Source organism: Kitasatospora sp. NPDC097605 (assembly GCF_040302725.1).
Classification (GTDB): Bacteria; Actinomycetota; Actinomycetes; order Streptomycetales; family Streptomycetaceae; genus Kitasatospora.
This window is the reverse complement of sequence record NZ_JBEOSF010000023.1, coordinates 12,484-29,261: the sequence shown is the minus strand read 5'-3', so window position 1 is coordinate 29,261 and position 16,778 is coordinate 12,484. Positions and strand designations below refer to the sequence as shown.

The window sequence follows — 16,778 nt, the reverse complement described above, 5'->3', positions numbered from 1 at the left end:
GCCCTACCGGGTCGTGGTCCGGGCGGTGCCTCAGGCGGCGTCGCCACCGCGGCGGCGGCGGAGCAGGAAGACCGCGGCTCCGCCGGCCACGACCAGACCGCCGGCGACGGCGGCGATGACCGGGGTGGCGTCACTGCCACCGGTCTGGGCCAGGCCGCCGGTGGTGCCGGGGGCCGTGCTCGGCGGCGCCGGGTGCGGGGTGGCGGTGGTGGCGGTGGCCGACGGGGTGGCGCTCGGGGTGGCCGGCTTCGTCGTGGTGGTGGTCGGGGCCGGGGTGGTCGGCGCCGGGGTGGTGGGCTTGGCGGTGGTCGGGGTGGCCGAGGGGCTCGGCGTGACCACGCTGGCGGTCTTGCAGTCCAGGATGCCCTTGAAGTTCTTGCTGAAGCCGTTCGGGCCGGTCACCGTGATGTCGTAGGCGGTGTCCTCGCTGACCGGGACGACCACGCTCTCGATCTTGTTCGGCTGGACGGTGAGGTCCTTGCCCGGCTTCACCGAGACGGTGGCGGCCTCGTCGCCGCCGTTGGCGACGTAGACCTTGACGCCGTTGGAGACGCACTCGACGACCGCGGAGCTGTCGACCAGCGGGCCCTTGCCGGCCTTCCAGGTCGCCTTGACGGAGTCCTTGACGCCGAGCTTGGTCGAGCCGGCCAGGATCATGGTCTGGCTGTGCTTGGCCGGGGTGTAGCCCTTGCTGAGGAAGACGCGGCCGCTGGGCACGACGGTCTCGGCGGAGGCGTCGACGGTGGCGCTGCCGTCCGGGGTGCCCGCGGGCACGTCCAGGAACAGCTGGGTGTCCTTGGCGACCGGGCCGGTCAGCGCGGTGACGTCCTTGCCGTCCTTGTCGACCAGCTTGACCTTGTCGGCGGAGTCGCCGGTGATGGCGAGCTTCACCTCGTTGGCGCTGGAGTTGACGGTGAACGGGCCGAGCTTGCCGCCCGGCTTGCCGGACACCGAGTCCGGGGCGAGGCTCAGCGAGGGCTTCGGCTCGGCGGCGATGCCCTTGTTCTTCTCGCTGACGAGGTAGTCGCGCAGCTGCTTGGCCTCGGCGTCGACCGGGGTGGCGTTCTTGCCGTCGGAGAACTTCCAGATCGCGGCCTGGGTGCCGGCCGCGGCGTCCTCCTTGGTCAGCTCGCCCTTGACGCCGGCGTCGGCGGCCAGCTTCTTGAGGTCGGTGACCTGCGGGAAGGAGTTCTCCAGGATCCAGCGGATCTTGGAGGCGTCCTCGGCCTTCTCCGGGCGGCCGAGCGAGCTCGACTTCCAGTCGGACTCCTGGTACTCGACGCCGCTGGTGATGTCGACGGGGTGGTCGATGTCGATGCAGTACGTCTTGATCTCGCCGTCGGGCGTGCGGAGGGTGAAGAGGCCGCCCTGGATGGACCGGCCGCCCTCGATGGCGATCTCCTCGCTCATCAGGGACGGCTGGATCACTGCCGTGACGGCCCCGCCGGGGGTGTCGGCCGCGGCCGCCGCACCGGCCGCGAACAGGCCCCCGCCCAGCGCAACGCTGGTCGCGAGCATGACAGTAGTGATGCGGGGAAGCGTCCGCCCCTGCCTCTGCAACATCTTGGGATCCCTCCGGGCCGGGCCATGCCGATGGGCAGCCCGCCTTGCTTGCCGCGCCCCCTGTGGCGCTGCTTCACGATCTGAACCAGACGCATCCTATGAAGCGTCAGAGGCCCGGAAACCCCCATGCGAAATCAGGACGATACCGTATCCGTATCGTTATCAACCCCCTCAGTGTCTCCACAAGCTGACGGACAGCCAGAATTCCGGGATCATTCCGCTAACCGGCACGGGATTGCGCGTGCGGGTCGCAACACCCTTCTCGATTCGCATATTTGTCGACAGTCTTACCTTCCGCCGGACATCCCGTCGGCCGCTAGGCGTCACCCCCGCTTTCCCCGTCCGCCACCACGCCGGCGCCCGCCCCGGCCGGCCGCCGACCGCGCAGGGCGTCCACGATCCATCCGGGCACCGCCTCACCGAAGGCCGCCCCGGGCGCCCCGGACGCCTCCTCCGGCCCGGACGTGCCGCCGGCCGCCCACCCCGGCGCCCCGCCCGGGGGTCCCCCCGGGGAACCGCTCACGGAACCGCCCGGAGATCCGCCCCGCGCACCCGGTGCCCAGCTGAACCTCGTCGTGCCACGGCTCAGATCGTGTCCGACCGATCGGGCGTCGATCTCGACCCGGCTCCGCTTCACTTCCCCCTCCGTCCACTCCCGCACCCGCAGCCTCCCGCTCACCACCACCGGGTCCCCCTTCGACAACGAGTCGAGCAGGTGCCCCGCCAGCGCCCGCCAGGCCGTCACCGTCAGCCACTGCGTCTCGCCGTCGACCCAGCCGTCCCGCGCCCGGTCGAAACGCCGCTCGGTCGACGCCAGCCGGAAGTTCGCCACCGGCACCCCGCCGGACGTCTGGGCGTACGTCACCTCGGTGGCGACATTCCCGATCACCGTCACCTGGGTCTCGTTCACAGCACGCTCCGCTCTCTCGGTTGCACCGTACGGAATCGACCGGTGCGCGCCGAGAGTGCGCTTCCCGGGAAATACGCACCAGGGACATCCGAAATCCTGTGGACAACTCGGGCCTGTGGAAACAGTTTGTCCCCCGCATGGGTGAATTTCGGCCTTTGTGCGACCATCACACCCATGCTCTACGGGGCCATGACAAGAATCCCCTGGCCACCCCGCCGCCCCGGGACACCCCCAGGGGTGGCCCCGCGGACCGTCGGTGCACGTCATCCGACCGAACGAACCCGAATACGGCCCCCCACCCGCGTCGATGCCGGACCGGGGCGCGGCGCTTTCTCCGTGCCGAATCCATAACGGGTGGGCAGACAGCCCCGTAACGAGTGCACAACGTCCGGCGCGGAACACCTCCAGACCGCTGCACTCACGGCCTTCACCTGCGATTATCGGACCGCTCCACCGAGGCCGACACACCAACGGCGGTGTCGTAACACCCGGCCGAGGAACGGGACACCCTTATCCTGTCCCCGACAGGGCAGGGACCCGCCAACCCCCACACCCAACCCCTCAGGCAGGTACGGGAGCGGACAGCGGGCGCCGCGCGCCCACCGCCCGATCCCGGCAACGGTCACGCCCATCAGGGCGCCGCCCGTCCCGCCCCCATAGCTCAGCGGATAGAGCACCCGCCTTCTAAGCGGTAGGTCGCAGGTTCGAATCCTGCTGGGGGCACCACGCAACACCGCGCCGTCGCCGGCGCCGCGCACGGTACGCATTTCACCACCGGCTGCGCGTCCGGTACCGAGCGCGCATAACCCGTGACCATCCGTGTCATGCACTCCCCGAAAAGATCGCGCGGGGGAATTCCGGTGCCGGAAACACCCGGCACCGACCGCGCCGGCCGCCCTACGCCGACGAATCGGTGTCCCCGCCCGCGACCAGTCGCGCCAGGTAGTCGTCCAGCAGCTCCGTCTGCCGCCGCGCCGGGAACTCCGCCGGGGCGAACAGCGCCTGCACCACCAGCCCCAGCACGAAGGCCTGCGCCGCCGCCGCGACCTCGACGGCCGGCGGACCGGCCGGCAGCTCACCGAGCCGCCGCGCGGCCTCGACGCACTCCGCCAGCACCGCGCGAGCCCGCGCGTACCGCGCCGCGTGCGCGTCCGCCAGCTCCGGATCGGCCAGCGCGACGTCCCAGGACCCCACCCAGATCCGGTTGCCCGCCCGGCCCGGCCCGTCCAGCGGCAGCACGTCCAGCAACGCCGCCCGCAGTCGCGCCAGCCCCTCGGGCGGCGGCTCCCCCTCGGCCGGCGCGAGCCGCCGCGGCCGGGCCTGTGAGCGCCGGTCCAGCACGTCCAGGGCGTGTGCGACCAGCGCCTTCTTGCTGGGGAAGTAGTGCGTCAGCAGCCCGGTGGTGGCCCCCATCTCGGCGGCCACCGCACGCAGCGTGAGCCCCTCGAAACCGCGGGTGGACAACACCCGCCAGACCGCCTCGGAAACCTCGGTTCGGCGGGCTTCATGATCTCCACGGGCCGGTGTCATGGGGTTATCTTACGTACCAAACGTTTGTTACGGACGGACGCAGACCGCCCGCACCGCCACCTCGCCGCGAAAGGCCCGCCCATGTTCGCCGTCCCCCTCGCCGAGAACGCCGAGCTCCGCCCGCTGGAGCCCTGGCAGGCACCCGAGTACCTGGAGCACATCGAGCGCGGCCGCGCCCACATCGACGCCTGGATCGGCTGGGCCGCCCTCGCCACCGACCTCGACTCGGCCCGCACCGTCCTGCAGCGCTACGCGGACCGGCAGGCCGCCGACACCGCCCGCCTCTACGGCATCTGGCTGGACGGCACCCTGGTCGGCGGCGTGATGTTCGTGCAGTTCGACGCCAGGAGCGGCAACTGCGAGATCGGGGTCTGGACCGAGCCCGCCGGCCAGGGCCACGGCCTGGTCACCACCGCCGTCCGGCACCTGATCGACTACGCCTTCACCGTCCGGGGCATGCACCGGATCGAGTGGCACAACCGGCCGGAGAACGTCCGCAGCCGCGCGATCGCCCAGCGCCTGGGCTTCACGCTGGAGGGCGTCATGCGGGAGAGCTACCTGCACGGCGGCGTCCACCACGACGGCGAGGTCTGGTCGCTGCTGACCCACGAGTGGAAGCCGCAGGGCGCCCCCGCCTCCTGACGCCGCGCCGGCGGGGCCGGTGGACGACTCCACCGGCCCCGCCGCTCCCCCGTCCCCCGTGCTCCCCCGTCGTTCCCCCCTTCCCGGGCCCCGGCCTCAGGCGGCCAGCGCCTGCTCCTCGCGCACCGGCTCCCCCGTCGCCGCCCGCCCCCGCAGCCGCAGCGCGAGCAGCAGCGCCAGCACCATCACCCCGGCCGCCGAGAGGAAGACCGCGTCCGCCGCGTCCACGAACCCGGCCACCGCGTGCTCCCGGGCCGCGCCGGTCAGCCCTCCGACCGCACCCAGCGGCATCCCCGGCTCGTGCCGCTCGAAGACCCGGGCCAGCACGGTGCCGAACAGCGCCGCCCCCAGCGCCCCGCCCAGCGTCTGGAAGAACCGGACCCCGGTGGTGGCCACCCCCAGCTGGTGCGCCGGGGCCGCGTCCTGGACGACCGTGATGAGGTGGCCGATCAGCTGCCCGAGCCCGACGCCCAGCAGCACCAGCTCGGCCCTGACCAGCCACAGCGAGGTCTCCGGCCCGCTCAGTCCGAGCAGCAGCAGCGCGGCCGCGGCGCAGCCCGAGCCGGTGGCCAGGACGGTGCGCACCGACCAGCCACGGGCGGTCAGCCGGTTGACCACCAGGCCGATCACGGTCATCCCGGCCGCCATCGGGATCAGGTAGAGGCTGGCCGAGGTCGCCGCGATCCCCCGGGCGACCTGCAGATAGAGCATCACGTACATGATCGCGCCGGTCAGGCCCATGCCGACCAGGCCCTGCACCGCGAAGCCGATCCGGACCTCCGGGATGCGGAACAGCGAGAGCGGCAGCACCGGCTCGGCGGCGGTGGCCTGCCGCCACAGGAAGAGGCCGAGCGCCAGCAGGGTCGCCGCGGCCGGGCCGAGCAGCTGCGGGGAGGTCCAGCCGTACGTCTTGCCGCCCCACTCGGTGACCAGCAGCAGCCCGGTGGCGAAGGCGGCGGCCAGGGCCGCGCCGGTGAAGTCGAGCCCCCGCCGGCCGCCCTCGGCGGGCAGCCGCAGCACCAGGGCCGCGCCGACCAGCACGAGCAGGCCGATCGGCAGGTTGACGTAGAAGATCCACCGCCAGCTCAGGTGGTCCGCGAGCAGCGCGCCGATCAGCGGACCGAGCGCCATGCCACCGCCGCCGACGACGCCGCCCAGGCCGCCGCCCCCGCCGCCCTTCCCCTCGTCCGGGTCCCTCAGCCGGGCCATCACCACCAGGGTGACGCTCATCAGCCCGCCGCCGCCGATGCCCTGGACGGCCCGGAAGGCGATCAGCTGCTCCATCGACTGCGCCGCCCCGCAGAGCGCCGAGCCGAGCAGGAAGGCGCCGAGCGCGCCGATCAGCACCCGCTTGGCGCCGTACAGGTCGCAGAGCTTGCCGTAGAGCGGCAGCAGCGCGGTGGCGGCCAGCGCGAACGCGCTGATCAGCCAGGGCAGCCGGTCGACGCCGTGGACCGGGTCGAGGTCGCGGGCGATCGGCACGGTGGCCGCCGACACGATGTTCATGTCGAGCACGGACAGGATGATCGTGATCAGGCAGAGCAGCATGCCCAGCTTGCGCTGGGACTCCGTCATCGGAGCTGCCGCCGGCACGGCGACGGACATCGGAAGTCCCCCCATGGATCGCGGAGTTCGGGCCCGAGCGGCCCTGCGCCGAACCGGTCGGCCCGGCGGCGCGGCACCACGATGGCAGTATTTTTTGACTCGGTCAATTCTTCTGCCAGGTACATCTTTGTGCCTGGTACAGTCTTCCCATGACGAAGAGCGCGGTGGGCGGGAACGGCGACGAGGCCGGGCTGGGCCTGCGGGAGCGGAAGAAGCGGCAGACCGCGATCCGGATCTGGCGGACCGCCATCGCCCTGTTCGCCGAGCGCGGCTTCGACGAGGTCTCGGTCGCCGAGATCGCCGCCGCCGCCGAGGTGTCCAAGATGACCGTCTTCAACTACTTCCCGACCAAGGAGGATCTCGTCCTCGGCCCGATGGAGCAGCACATCGGCGAGCCGGCCCGGGTGGTACGCGAGAAGGCCTCCGGGCTCCCGGCGGCAACCGCTCTGCACGCCCACTACGCCGCCGCGCTCGCCTCCTTCGACCCGGCGACCGGGCTGAGCGACCAGCAGCAGGTGATCGACGTGGTCCGGCTGGTCCACCGCACCCCGGTCCTGGCGCTGCGGGCGTACGCCGGGTTCGACATCAAGGCCCGCGCGGAGCTCGCCGCCGCCCTGCTCGACCAGGACCCGGCGGGCGATCCGCTGACCGCCCGGGCCGCCGCCGCCCAGTTGCTCGGCATCCAGCTGATGCTGACGGAGGAGAACCAGCGCCGGATGCTGTCCGGCGAGCGCGCCGCGGACGTCCTGCCCGAGGCCCTGGCGGAGGCCGACCGGGCCTTCGCGCTGGTCGAACGGGGCCTCGGCGACTACGGCGCCACCCGGTCCTGACCGCCGGCGCCGCGCTCTGGGAGAGTGTCCGCACCCGTACCCTCCCGGAGGTGCCCATGGCCACCCGGCCGCTGCTGACGCGCGAGCGCTCCCCGCTGCCCACCGAGACCGACGGCCTCAACGCCCACCTCGGCGAGGACGGCGTCGCGGTGCTGGAGTTCGACCGCCCGCACCGGCGCAACGCCGTCACCCTGGCGATCTGGCAGGCGCTGCCCGGCGTGCTGAAGCGGCTCGCCGACGAGCCGGGCGTGCGCGCCCTGCTGGTCACCGGCGCGGGCGGCACCTTCAGCGCCGGCGCGGACATCGACGAACTCGCCGATGTCTACGGCGATCCGGACCGGGCCGACGCCTACCACGCGGTCAACGTCGCCGCCGAGGAGGCGCTGGCGGCCTTCCCTCACCCGACCCTCGCCGTGGTGCACGGCGCGTGCGTCGGCGGCGGCTGCCAGCTGGCGCTCGCCTGCGACCTGCGGTTCGTCGCCGAGGACGCCCGGCTCGGCATCACCCCGGCCAAGCTGGGCGTGGTCTACCCGGCGGTGCCGACCCTGCGGCTGGCCCGGCTGGTCGGCCCGGCCCGCGCCAAGTACCTGCTGTTCTCCGGCGAGCTGCTGCCCGGGCCGGAGGCGGCCGCCCTCGGCCTGGCCGAGCGCGTCCTGCCGGCCGCCGAACTGGACGCGGCGGCCCTGGAGTTCGCCCGGCTGCTGACCGCCCGCTCGCCGCAGACCATCGGCGCCGTCAAGGCCGCCCTGGCCGTCCCGCCGGAGCAGGCCGCCGCGGCCCTCGCCCCCTGGGAGCGCCGCTCCCGCGAGGCGCCCGACGTCCGCGAGGGCCTCGCCGCCTTCCTGGAGCGCCGCCCGCCCCGGTTCTGAGCACTCACCGGGTCCTCACCGGGTCCCCACCAGGGACGGCCGGCCGGGAGCAGGCCGGGAGCAGGTCGGGAGCAGGTCGGGAGCAGGTCGATACGATCATGCGATCGAATACGACCGATCCACCGCCGTCCCCCTGGAGCAGCACGCGATGACCACGCCCACGTCCTCGGCCCCGTGGGCCCGCCGGATCACCGACGGCCTGGAGCCGAAGAACGTCATCATCGCGATGCTGCTCCTGCTCGGCGGAGCCCGCTACGGATGGCAGGGCCTCGCCTGGGCGGTGTTCGCCGCCCTCTTCACCGCCGTGATCCCGACCCTGCTCATCCAGTACGGGATGCGCCGGGGCACCGTGGGCGACCGGCACGTCGGCAACCGCAGCCGGCGTCTGACGCTCTTCCCGCTGATCATGGTCTCGGTCGCGGCCGGCTTCACCGGGATGCTCCTCGCGCACGCGCCGCGCGACCTCACCGCGGTGGTGCTGGCGATGTTCGCCTCGCTGGTGCCGATCCTGGTGATCACCGCCTGGTGGAAGGTCTCCGTGCACACCGCGGTGGCGAGCGGCGCGGTGGTCTGCCTGGCCGTGGCGCTCGGGCCGTGGTGGCTGCTGCTGTACCCGCTGGTCGCGCTGATCGGCTGGTCCCGGGTGGTGCTGCGGGACCACACCGCCGCACAGACGGTCGTCGGCACGGCGGTGGGTGCCCTCTCGGCCGGGCTCACCTTCTGGGCCGCCCGCTGAGGGACGCCCCGAGAGCGGCGGGCGGTCAGCGGATCGGCAGTCCGGAGATGGCGCGGGCGATGACCAGGCGCTGGATCTCGCTGGTGCCCTCGAAGATCGAGTAGATCGCGCTGTCCCGGTGCATCCGCTCCACCGGGTACTCCCGGGTGAAGCCGTTGCCGCCGAGGATCTGCATCGCCTGCGCGGTGACCCACTTGGCGGTCTCGCCCGCGTAGAGCTTGGACATCGAGCCCTCGGCGGAGGTGAACGGCTGCTGGGTGGCGGCCATCCAGGAGGCCCGCCAGACCAGCAGCCGGGCCGCGTCGATCCGGGTCTTCATGTCGGCCAACTGGAAGGCCACGCCCTGGTTGTCGATGATCGGGCGGCCGAACTGCACCCGGGTCCCCGCGTAGTCGAGCGCCACCTCGTACGCGGCCCGGGCGATGCCGATCGCCTGCGCGCCGACGGCCGGCCGGGAGGCCTCGAAGGTGGCCATCGCGGCGTTCCGCCCGCCCTTGCGGACGCCCTCGCGGGCCCGCGCCAGCCGCTCGTCCAGCTTCTCCTTGCCGCCGAGCAGGCAGTGGCCGGGCACCCGGACGCCGTCCAGCACCACCTCGGCGGTGTGCGAGGCGCGGATGCCGTGCTTCTTGAACTTCTGGCCCTGGCTGAGGCCGGGCGTGCCCGGCGGCACCACGAAGGACGCCTGCCCGCGCGCGCCGAGCGCCGGGTCGACCGTGGCGACGACCACGTGGACGGCGGCGATCCCGCCGTTGGTGGCCCAGGTCTTGGTGCCGGTCAGCACCCACTCGTCGGAGGCCTCGTCGTACACGGCCCGGGTGCGCAGCGCGGAGACGTCGGAGCCGGCGTCCGGCTCGGAGGAGCAGAACGCGGCCACCTTGACGTCGTCCGGCGTGCCGAACATCTGCGGCGCCCAGGTGCCGATCTGCTCGTCGGTGCCGTTGGCGAGCACCGCGACGGCGGCGAGGGTGGTGCCGACGATGGACAGGCCGATGCCGGCGTCGCCCCAGAACAGCTCCTCCATGGCGATCGGGATGCCCACGCCGGAGGGGTCGAAGTACTGCTGGGCATAGAAGTCCAGGGAGTAGATGCCGAGTTCGGCGGCCTCCTGGATGATCGGCCAGGGAGTCTCCTCGCGCTCGTCCCACTCGGCGGCGGCGGGCCGCATCACACCGGCGGCGAAGCCGTGCAGCCAGTCGCGGACGGCGAGCTGGTCCGGACCCGGGTCCAGGGAGAAGGTGCTCATGGGTGGGGGCCTCCGAAGAAGGGTGCGACCGACCGGGGTGTTACCACCGGTAACATCGTCGGAGTCTGCTACTGCTTGGTAACCGGTGTCAACGCCCGCACCCGCACGAAACGAGGGAACCGCGCATGGATCCAGAACCCCGCCGGGAACAGCTGCTCAACGCCGCCGACCGGGTCATCCAGCGCGAGGGCCCCGGCGCCAGCATGAACGCGATCGCCGCCGAGGCGGGCATCACCAAGCCGATCCTCTACCGGCACTTCGGCGACCGGAACGGCCTGGTCCGCGCCCTGACGGAACGGCACACCGGCGGGCTGCTGGCCGCCGTGCGGGCCGCGCTCGCCGAACCGCTGGAGCGCCGTGACCGGGTCGAGCACGTGCTGGACACCTACCTCGCCGGGATCGAGGCCCGTCCCCAGGTCTACCGGCTGCTCACCCACCCCGAGCCGGGCGACCCGAGCGGCGCCGGCCACGCGCTGGCCCCGGCGCTCCGGCAGATCGCCGAGGAGATCACCCGGGCCGTCGCCGACCAGCTCGACCTCGGCGCCGACCGCGAACTGCTCGCCGAGGCCTGGGGCCGGGCGATCACCGGCATGGTGCTGGCGGCCGGCGACTGGTGGCTGGACTCCCGGCCCTGCTCGCGCACCCGGATGGTCCAGGCGCTCGCCGACCTGCTCTGGGGCCGGCTGGCGGCCGCCGCCGACCTGCCGACCGCCGTCCTGCCGGCCGGCCCGGCGCCCGAGCCCGCCGACTGACCGACCGGCGGCCGGCGGGCCGGACCCCGACGGCCGCCCCGCACCGCCGTCTTGTGGCGGGCCCGCCCGCCCCGGCATCATCGGGCCCCACCCTCACCGCCCCGGAGGTCCCGATGCGTCCACGCCGCACCGCCGCCGCCCTCCTGCTCGCCGCCGCCCTGGCCCTCCCCGCCGCCCCGGCCCGGGCCCATTCCCCGTCCGCCGCACCGGCGTTCCCGACCGGCACGGCCACCGCCCCGGACGGCCGCACCGACCTCACCGACGCCGTCGGCCGCCGGCTCCAGCTACGCGGCTTCAACCTCGACAAGTACGCCGAGGCCACCGAGCAGGACATCAGGTCCATCGCCGCCCAGGGCTTCACCCTGATCCGGCTGCCGGTCTCCTGGACCAGGCTGGAGCCCACCCGGGGCCGCCTCGACCCGGCCGAGCTGCGCCGGCTGCACCGACTCCTCGGCTGGGCCGACCGCTACGGCGTGCTCGCCCTGGTCGACTTCCACCAGGACGTCTACGGCCCGTGGTTCGTCGGCGGTGACAACGGCATCCCGGCCTGGGCCACCCGCGACGACGGCCTGCCGTTCGAGGCGGACCCCGACGACTGGTTCGCCGGCTACTTCCAGCCCGCCGTCCAGGCCGCCTTCCGGCACCTCTACGACGACCCCGACCTGCGCGCCTGGCAGGCCGCCTTCTACACCCGGCTGGCCGGCGAACTGCGCGGCCACCGCTCGCTGTTGGGCTACGACCTGTTCAACGAACCGTTCGGCCCGGTGGACGGCGACCCGGCCGACCCCGAGGTGCTCGCCCGCTCCGCCGCCGCGCTGGAGCAGGACCGGCTCGCCGCCATGTACCGCCGGCTGATCGCGGCCGTCCGCGAAGTGGACGCCCGCGCCTGGCTGTTCGTCGAACCCACGGTGCTGGTCGGCCAGGGCGTCCCGACCCGGCTGCCCGGCTTCACCGACCCCCGCCCGGGCGCGCCCCGGCTCGGCTACGCCCCGCACTTCTACGACACCGCCGTCGAGTCCGGCGCCGACTGGGACCCGTCCGGCGGCTTCGTGGAGCGCTACACCGCCGCCGTCACCGGCTACCCCGCCGCCCACCGGCTTCCGGTGCTGGTCGGCGAGTGGGGCCCGCCGGACTCCCGCAGGCCCGGCAACACCCTGCTGGTGCGCCGCCAGGTCGACGCGATGGACGGCTTCGCGGCCGGCTGGGCGATGTGGTACTGGTGCCGGGGCAACGGCGGCTACTGCGTCCTCGACCCGGCCGGCCGGGTCGCCCCGGGCGACGAGCCGGCCTTCGGACCGTTCCCGGTCGCGGTCGCCGGGACCGCCGCCCGCACCACCGCGGACGGCACCCGGCACACCGTCCGCTGGCAGGCCGACGGCACCGGCCGGACCACCGAACTCGCCCTGCCGGCGGCCGGGTTCCCCAGCGGCGCGCGGATCACCGTCCGCCCGGCCGGCGCCGTGGTCGACCTCGACCAGCCGAGCGGCGAGCGGGCCGGCCGGGTCCGCGTCCGGCTCCCGCACGCCCGCCCGGGCACCCCGGTCACCGTCACCCTCGAACGGCGCTGAGGCCCGCGCCCGGCGGCATGCGCCATGCCGCCGGGCGCCCCTTCCCGGTCAAACGAGCCCGCGGCGGGCCAGCAGCGGGCCGGTCTCCGGGTCGCGCCCGACCACGGCGCGGAAGGACTCCAGCGCGTCCCGGCTGTCGCCGCGCGCCAGCAACTCGCGCCGGAACACCTCGCCGCTCTCCCGCACGTCGCGGCCGTTGCCCTTGAACCACTCCACCGTGTCGGCGTCCAGCACCTCCGACCAGATGTACGCGTAGTAGCCCGCGCTGTAGCCGCCCGCGAAGATGTGCCCGAAGTAGGTGGTCCGGTAGCGCGGCGGCACGGCCGCCACCGCCAGTCCGGCCTTGGCCAGCGCCGCCGCCTCGAACTCCCGCGCGTCCGCGACCTGCTGACCCTCCGGCAGGGTGTGCCAGGCCCAGTCCAGCAGCGCTGCCGCCAGGTACTCGACGGTCCGGAAGCCCTGCCCGAAGGACTCCGCGGCCTCCATCCGCTCGACCAGCTCGGCCGGCAGCGGCTCGCCGGTCCCGTGGTGCCGGGCGTAGTTGGCCAGCACCTCCGGCCACACCATCCACATCTCGTTGACCTGCGAGGGGAACTCCACGAAGTCCCGCGGCACGGCCGTGCCCGCGACGTACGGGTGGCGGACGTCCGAGAACAGCCCGTGCAGCGCGTGCCCGAACTCGTGGAACAGCGTGCGGACCTCGTCCCAGGAGAGCAACACCGGCTCGCCGGGCGCCGGCCGGGCGATGTTCAGGTTGTTGTAGACCACCGGCCGCTGCCCCAACAGCTCGGACTGGGTGACCAGTTCGTCCATCCAGGCGCCGCCGCGCTTGGACGCCCGGGCGTGGAAGTCGCCGAGGAACAGGCCCAGCGCGGAGCCGTCCGCGTCGAACACCTCGAAGACCCGGGTGTCCGGGTGGTAGCCGACCAGGTCCGGGCGCTCGGTGAAGGTCACCCCGTAGGCCAGGTTGGCGGCGAAGAACACGCCGTCCCGCAACACCCGCTCCAGCTCGAAGTAGGGGCGCAGCGCCGCCGCGTCCACCTGGTACGAGGCCTGCCGGACCTGCTCCGAGTAGTACGCCCAGTCGTGCGCGGCGATCTCCTCGACGCCGTCGGCGGCGGCGAGCTTGGCCAGCTCGGCGGCCTCCCGGCGGGCGTTGGCCACGGCCGGCGGCACCAGCCGGGCGAGCAGCGCGTCCACCGCCTCGACGGTGCCGGCCGTCTCGTCGGCCACCACGTAGGCGGCGTGGGTGTCGTGGCCGAGCAGTCGGGCCCGCTCGGCGCGCAGCGCGGCCATCCGGATCGCCAGCGGGCCGTTGGTGTCGGCGGCGCGGTCGAGCGAGGCGGCGAGCAGCCGCTCGCGCACCGAGCGGTCGGTGAGCGAGGCGAGTTCGGTCTGGTTGGAGAAGTTCTTCAGGCTCAGCACGAACCTGTCCGGATGCCCGAGCGCCCGGCCGTTCTCGGCGGCGGCCGCGATCTCGTCGGCCGAGAGGCCGGCCAGCTGCTCGACGGAGTCCAGCACCAGCGCCCGGGCCTGCGAGTCGGCGGACACGTTCTGCCGGAACTCCGAGGAGGCGGCGGCCAGTTCGGTGTTGATCGCGCGCAGCCGGTCCTGCTGCTCGGCGCCCAGCAGCGCGCCGGCCCGGACGAACGCGGTGTGCCGGCGCTCCAGCAACCGCAGCGTCTGCGGGTCCAGGTCCAGCTCGGCGCGGCGGGCGTGCAGGTCCCCGATCCGGGCGAACAGCGCGGCGTCCAGGTGGATCGCGTCCCGGTGCGCGGCCAGCCGGGGGCTGATCTCGGCATCGATCCGGTCGACCTCGGGGGTGGTGTCGGCGGCGGAGTGGTTCTCGAAGACCACCTTGACCCGGTGCAGCAGCCTCCCCGAGCGCTCCAGCGCCAGCAGGGTGTTCTCGACCGTCGGCGGCTGCGGGTCGGCGGTGATCGCGGCGATCTCGGCGAGCTGCTCGGCCATCCCGCGCTCGAAGGCGGGCAGGTAGTGGTCCGGCCGGATCTCGGCGAACGGCGGCAGTTCGTAGGCCAGGGTGCTGGGCCTGAAGAACGGGTTCTCGGTCATTTCGCCGACCTTACGCGCTGTCATCGGCGCTGCCCACACCCTTTCCCCCGACGCCCGGCGCACCCGCCGCGGCACGCGCCGGACCGCCGCCCGGACCCGCCGCCGGACGGCGGGGCTCCGGTTGTCGTACCCTCCCGCTACCGTCGACTCCGGCCGGCCGTACGCCCCCGGACGGCCCCGTCAGCACAAGCGCCCGCACCGCAGTCCGCACGAGAGGAGGAGCCCCCCATGGCACCCCGGATCGCCCTCGCCCCCGATCCGCACGGCCCCGGCGGCCGGCTCCAGCCGCTCGACGACGCCGGCGCCCCGCTCGGCCCGCCCGAAGCCGCTCCCGACCTCGCCGCCGCCGTCGCCGCCCGGGAGGCCGCCGAGCACCCCCGCTGGGTGTGGGCCGCCGCCGACTCCGGGTACGCCCCGCTGCTCCCCCGGCTGCCGGACCGGCTCGCCCGCTGCCACGACCTGCGACTGACCGAGGCACTGCTGCTGGCCCACGAGGGCCGCTTCGGCGCCCCGCGCTCGCTCGGCGCCGGCTGGGCCCGGCTGCACGGCCTGCCCGTCCCCGCCGACCTGCCCGAGTCCGGCTCCGCCGAGGCCGGCGACGGCCAGGACACCCTGTTCGCCCCCGACCGGCTCCAGCTGCCGCCCGGCACCGACCCGCTGGCCGCCGTGGTCGCCGTGCACACCGAACAGCAGCGCCGGCTCGCCGCGATCGCCGACCCGGCCGCCCGCGCCCGCTTCCGGCTGCTGGTGGCCGCCGAGTCGGCCGGCGCGCTGGCTGCCGCCGAGATGGCCCACGACGGCCTGCCCTGGCGCGTCGACGTCCACGACCGGCTGCTCACCGAGCTGCTCGGCCCGCGCCCCACCGTGCCCGGCACCCAGCCCCGGCTGCTCGCCGAACTCGCCGTCGAGCTCCAGCGGGCGCTCGGCGGGCGCCCGTTCAACCCCGACTCGCACAGCCAGGTGCTGCGCGCCTTCGCCGACGCCGGCATCCCGCTCGGCTCCACCCGCTCCTGGGAGCTGAAGACGATCGACCACCCGGCGGCCCGGCTGCTGGTCCGCTACAAGGAGCTGTCCCGGATCCACGTCGCGCACGGCTGGGCCTGGCAGGACGCCTGGGCGCGCGGCGGCCGGTTCCGCCCCGAGTACGTGGTCGGCGGCGTGGTCTCCGGCCGCTGGGCCAGCCGGGGCGGCGGCGCGCTGCAGATCCCGCGGATCCTGCGCCGCGCCGTGGTCGCCGACCCGGGCTGGCTGCTGGTCGTCGCCGACGCCGCCCAGCTGGAGCCCCGGGTGCTGGCCGCGCTCTCCCGGGACACCGGGCTGGCCCGCACCGCCGCCGGCGGCGACCTCTACGAGGCACTGGCCGCCACCGCCTTCCACGGCGACCGCGACAAGGCCAAGCTCGGCCTGCTCGGCGCCATGTACGGCCAGACCAGCGGCGACATCGGCCCGCTGCTGGCCACCCTGCGCAGCCGCTACCCGGCCGCGATGGGCTACGTCGAGGCGGCCGCCCGCACCGGCGAGGACGGCGGCGTGGTCGCCTCCCGGCTGGGCCGCCCGTGCCCGCCCGCCTCGGCCGACTTCCTGGACCTCACCGAGGCACCCGAGACGGCGGGCGACGCCGGCGGCCGCTCGGCCCGCGCCCGCGGCCGGTTCACCCGCAACTTCGTCATCCAGGCCAGCGCCGCCGACTGGGCGCTGGCCCTGCTGGCCGCGCTGCGCCGCCGGCTCGGCGAACTCCCGGTGGCCACCCCCGGCGACCGCCCGCACCTGGTCTTCTTCCAGCACGACGAGGTGATGGTGCACACCCCGGCCAACCACGCCGACGAGGTGGCGGCGGCGGTCGCCGCGGCGGCGGACGAGGCCGCCCGGCTGGTCTTCGGCGACACCCCGGTGCGGTTCCCGCTCAGCACCGCCGTGGTGGAGTGCTACGCCGACGCCAAGTGAGCCCTCAGAGCTTGCGGAAGCCGCGCGCCTCCTCGGCCGCCGCCACCACCTCGGCCAGCGCCGCCCCGGTCGAGGCGGTCACCGCGGCGGCCACGGCGCCCTCAACGAACGGCGCGTCGACCAGCACCACGCCCGGGCGCGGCTCGTCCTCCAGCACGGTCACCGCCGTCAGCACCGAGCTCCCGAGGTCCGGCAGCACCGCGACCCCCGCCCCGCCGTCCGCCTCGGCCACGGCCCGGGCGATCAGCTCGTAACTGGTCCCGAGCCCGCCCTCCTCGGTCCCGCCGGCCACCACCACCCGCACCTCGTCCGAGGCGAGCTCCGCCAGCAGGTCCTTCAACCCCCCGGCCAGCGCCGCACTGTGCGAGACCAGGACGATGCCCACGTATCCGCTCATGCCCCCGACCCTAGGCGGTGTGCTCCACCCGGGTGACCCCCCGTTCGGCGTGTCGGATTCCGTGCCCGAACCCCCCGTCTGGCGTAGCGTCGGGTCAGCACCGTCTGCCGAGGGGA

The 16,778-nt window shown here is 74.3% G+C and carries 14 protein-coding genes and 1 tRNA gene; 8 read left to right on the top strand and 7 right to left on the bottom strand.

Annotated features, from left to right (window positions below):
• Positions 1-30 precede the first annotated feature (30 nt).
• Positions 31-1,518, bottom strand: a complete 1,488-nt coding sequence (locus ABTX81_RS24650; RefSeq protein ID WP_350549283.1) for a Cys-Gln thioester bond-forming surface protein — start codon at positions 1,516-1,518, stop codon at positions 31-33.
• A gap of 361 nt (positions 1,519-1,879) precedes the next feature.
• Positions 1,880-2,473, bottom strand: a complete 594-nt coding sequence (locus ABTX81_RS24645) for a single-stranded DNA-binding protein (protein WP_350549281.1) — start codon at positions 2,471-2,473, stop codon at positions 1,880-1,882.
• Positions 2,474-3,123: 650 nt separating this feature from the next.
• Here ABTX81_RS24645 and ABTX81_RS24640 point away from each other — a divergent pair.
• Positions 3,124-3,199 (top strand) — tRNA-Arg (locus ABTX81_RS24640).
• 171 nt (positions 3,200-3,370) lie between these two features.
• On the opposite strand, the gene ABTX81_RS24635 is transcribed toward ABTX81_RS24640, so the two are convergent.
• A complete protein-coding gene (locus ABTX81_RS24635; RefSeq protein ID WP_350549279.1) occupies positions 3,371-4,003 on the bottom strand; it encodes a TetR/AcrR family transcriptional regulator in 633 nt (210 codons plus the stop codon).
• An 81-nt stretch (positions 4,004-4,084) separates the two neighbouring features.
• On the opposite strand from ABTX81_RS24635, the gene ABTX81_RS24630 reads away from it, so the two are divergent.
• Positions 4,085-4,645 (top strand): GNAT family N-acetyltransferase, encoded by a 561-nt coding sequence (locus ABTX81_RS24630; RefSeq protein WP_350549277.1) that lies wholly within the window; start codon positions 4,085-4,087, stop codon positions 4,643-4,645.
• Positions 4,646-4,741: 96 nt separating this feature from the next.
• Here ABTX81_RS24630 and ABTX81_RS24625 read toward each other — a convergent pair whose 3' ends face one another.
• Positions 4,742-6,220: an MFS transporter gene (locus tag ABTX81_RS24625; RefSeq protein ID WP_350549275.1), complete on the bottom strand. Its 1,479-nt coding sequence runs from the start codon at positions 6,218-6,220 to the stop codon at positions 4,742-4,744.
• A gap of 179 nt (positions 6,221-6,399) precedes the next feature.
• On the opposite strand from ABTX81_RS24625, the gene ABTX81_RS24620 reads away from it, so the two are divergent.
• The 3 genes from ABTX81_RS24620 (at position 6,400) to ABTX81_RS24610 (ending at position 8,685) form a co-directional block, all read left to right on the top strand.
• Complete coding sequence (locus ABTX81_RS24620; protein WP_350549273.1) at positions 6,400-7,080, top strand: TetR family transcriptional regulator; 681 nt, start codon at positions 6,400-6,402, stop codon at positions 7,078-7,080.
• A gap of 56 nt (positions 7,081-7,136) precedes the next feature.
• Positions 7,137-7,949: an enoyl-CoA hydratase/isomerase family protein gene (locus tag ABTX81_RS24615; RefSeq protein ID WP_350549420.1), complete on the top strand. Its 813-nt coding sequence runs from the start codon at positions 7,137-7,139 to the stop codon at positions 7,947-7,949.
• A gap of 148 nt (positions 7,950-8,097) precedes the next feature.
• Entirely contained in the window at positions 8,098-8,685 is a 588-nt protein-coding gene (locus tag ABTX81_RS24610; protein ID WP_350549271.1) for a phosphatase PAP2 family protein, read from the top strand.
• Positions 8,686-8,710: 25 nt separating this feature from the next.
• Here ABTX81_RS24610 and ABTX81_RS24605 read toward each other — a convergent pair whose 3' ends face one another.
• Positions 8,711-9,928 carry an acyl-CoA dehydrogenase family protein gene (locus ABTX81_RS24605; protein ID WP_350549269.1) on the bottom strand — a complete coding sequence of 406 codons (1,218 nt, stop codon included), beginning with the start codon at positions 9,926-9,928 and terminating at the stop codon, positions 8,711-8,713.
• Between the two features lie 125 nt (positions 9,929-10,053).
• Between ABTX81_RS24605 and ABTX81_RS24600 the strand changes: the two genes are divergently transcribed.
• Positions 10,054-10,680 carry a TetR family transcriptional regulator gene (locus tag ABTX81_RS24600; RefSeq protein ID WP_350549267.1) on the top strand — a complete coding sequence of 209 codons (627 nt, stop codon included), beginning with the start codon at positions 10,054-10,056 and terminating at the stop codon, positions 10,678-10,680.
• Between the two features lie 113 nt (positions 10,681-10,793).
• Positions 10,794-12,248 carry a cellulase family glycosylhydrolase gene (locus ABTX81_RS24595; protein WP_350549265.1) on the top strand — a complete coding sequence of 485 codons (1,455 nt, stop codon included), beginning with the start codon at positions 10,794-10,796 and terminating at the stop codon, positions 12,246-12,248.
• A gap of 48 nt (positions 12,249-12,296) precedes the next feature.
• On the opposite strand, the gene ABTX81_RS24590 is transcribed toward ABTX81_RS24595, so the two are convergent.
• Complete coding sequence (locus ABTX81_RS24590) at positions 12,297-14,321, bottom strand: M3 family metallopeptidase (RefSeq protein ID WP_350549263.1); 2,025 nt, start codon at positions 14,319-14,321, stop codon at positions 12,297-12,299.
• Positions 14,322-14,549: 228 nt separating this feature from the next.
• Between ABTX81_RS24590 and ABTX81_RS24585 the strand changes: the two genes are divergently transcribed.
• Positions 14,550-16,265: a bifunctional 3'-5' exonuclease/DNA polymerase gene (locus ABTX81_RS24585; protein ID WP_350549261.1), complete on the top strand. Its 1,716-nt coding sequence runs from the start codon at positions 14,550-14,552 to the stop codon at positions 16,263-16,265.
• A gap of 4 nt (positions 16,266-16,269) precedes the next feature.
• Here the strand turns inward: ABTX81_RS24585 and dhaM are convergent, their stop codons facing one another.
• The gene (gene dhaM, locus ABTX81_RS24580) at positions 16,270-16,662 is read right to left on the bottom strand and encodes a dihydroxyacetone kinase phosphoryl donor subunit DhaM (protein WP_350549259.1); all 393 of its coding nucleotides are present in this window, start codon (positions 16,660-16,662) and stop codon (positions 16,270-16,272) included.
• Positions 16,663-16,778: the final 116 nt, after the last annotated feature.

Bases quoted from the DNA above. Each gene is read 5' to 3' on its own strand.
- ABTX81_RS24620 (WP_350549273.1), top strand. From the start codon at position 6,400: ATGACGAAGAGCGCGGTGGGCGGGAACGGCGACGAGGCCGGGCTGGGC.
- ABTX81_RS24585 (WP_350549261.1), top strand. From the start codon at position 14,550: ATGGCACCCCGGATCGCCCTCGCCCCCGATCCGCACGGCCCCGGCGGC.
- ABTX81_RS24590 (WP_350549263.1), bottom strand. From the start codon at position 14,321: ATGACCGAGAACCCGTTCTTCAGGCCCAGCACCCTGGCCTACGAACTG.
- ABTX81_RS24635 (WP_350549279.1), bottom strand. From the start codon at position 4,003: ATGACACCGGCCCGTGGAGATCATGAAGCCCGCCGAACCGAGGTTTCC.
- ABTX81_RS24615 (WP_350549420.1), top strand. From the start codon at position 7,137: ATGGCCACCCGGCCGCTGCTGACGCGCGAGCGCTCCCCGCTGCCCACC.
- ABTX81_RS24600 (WP_350549267.1), top strand. From the start codon at position 10,054: ATGGATCCAGAACCCCGCCGGGAACAGCTGCTCAACGCCGCCGACCGG.
- ABTX81_RS24610 (WP_350549271.1), top strand. From the start codon at position 8,098: ATGACCACGCCCACGTCCTCGGCCCCGTGGGCCCGCCGGATCACCGAC.
- ABTX81_RS24625 (WP_350549275.1), bottom strand. From the start codon at position 6,220: ATGACGGAGTCCCAGCGCAAGCTGGGCATGCTGCTCTGCCTGATCACG.
- ABTX81_RS24650 (WP_350549283.1), bottom strand. From the start codon at position 1,518: ATGCTCGCGACCAGCGTTGCGCTGGGCGGGGGCCTGTTCGCGGCCGGT.
- ABTX81_RS24605 (WP_350549269.1), bottom strand. From the start codon at position 9,928: ATGAGCACCTTCTCCCTGGACCCGGGTCCGGACCAGCTCGCCGTCCGC.
- ABTX81_RS24630 (WP_350549277.1), top strand. From the start codon at position 4,085: ATGTTCGCCGTCCCCCTCGCCGAGAACGCCGAGCTCCGCCCGCTGGAG.
- ABTX81_RS24595 (WP_350549265.1), top strand. From the start codon at position 10,794: ATGCGTCCACGCCGCACCGCCGCCGCCCTCCTGCTCGCCGCCGCCCTG.
- dhaM (WP_350549259.1), bottom strand. From the start codon at position 16,662: ATGAGCGGATACGTGGGCATCGTCCTGGTCTCGCACAGTGCGGCGCTG.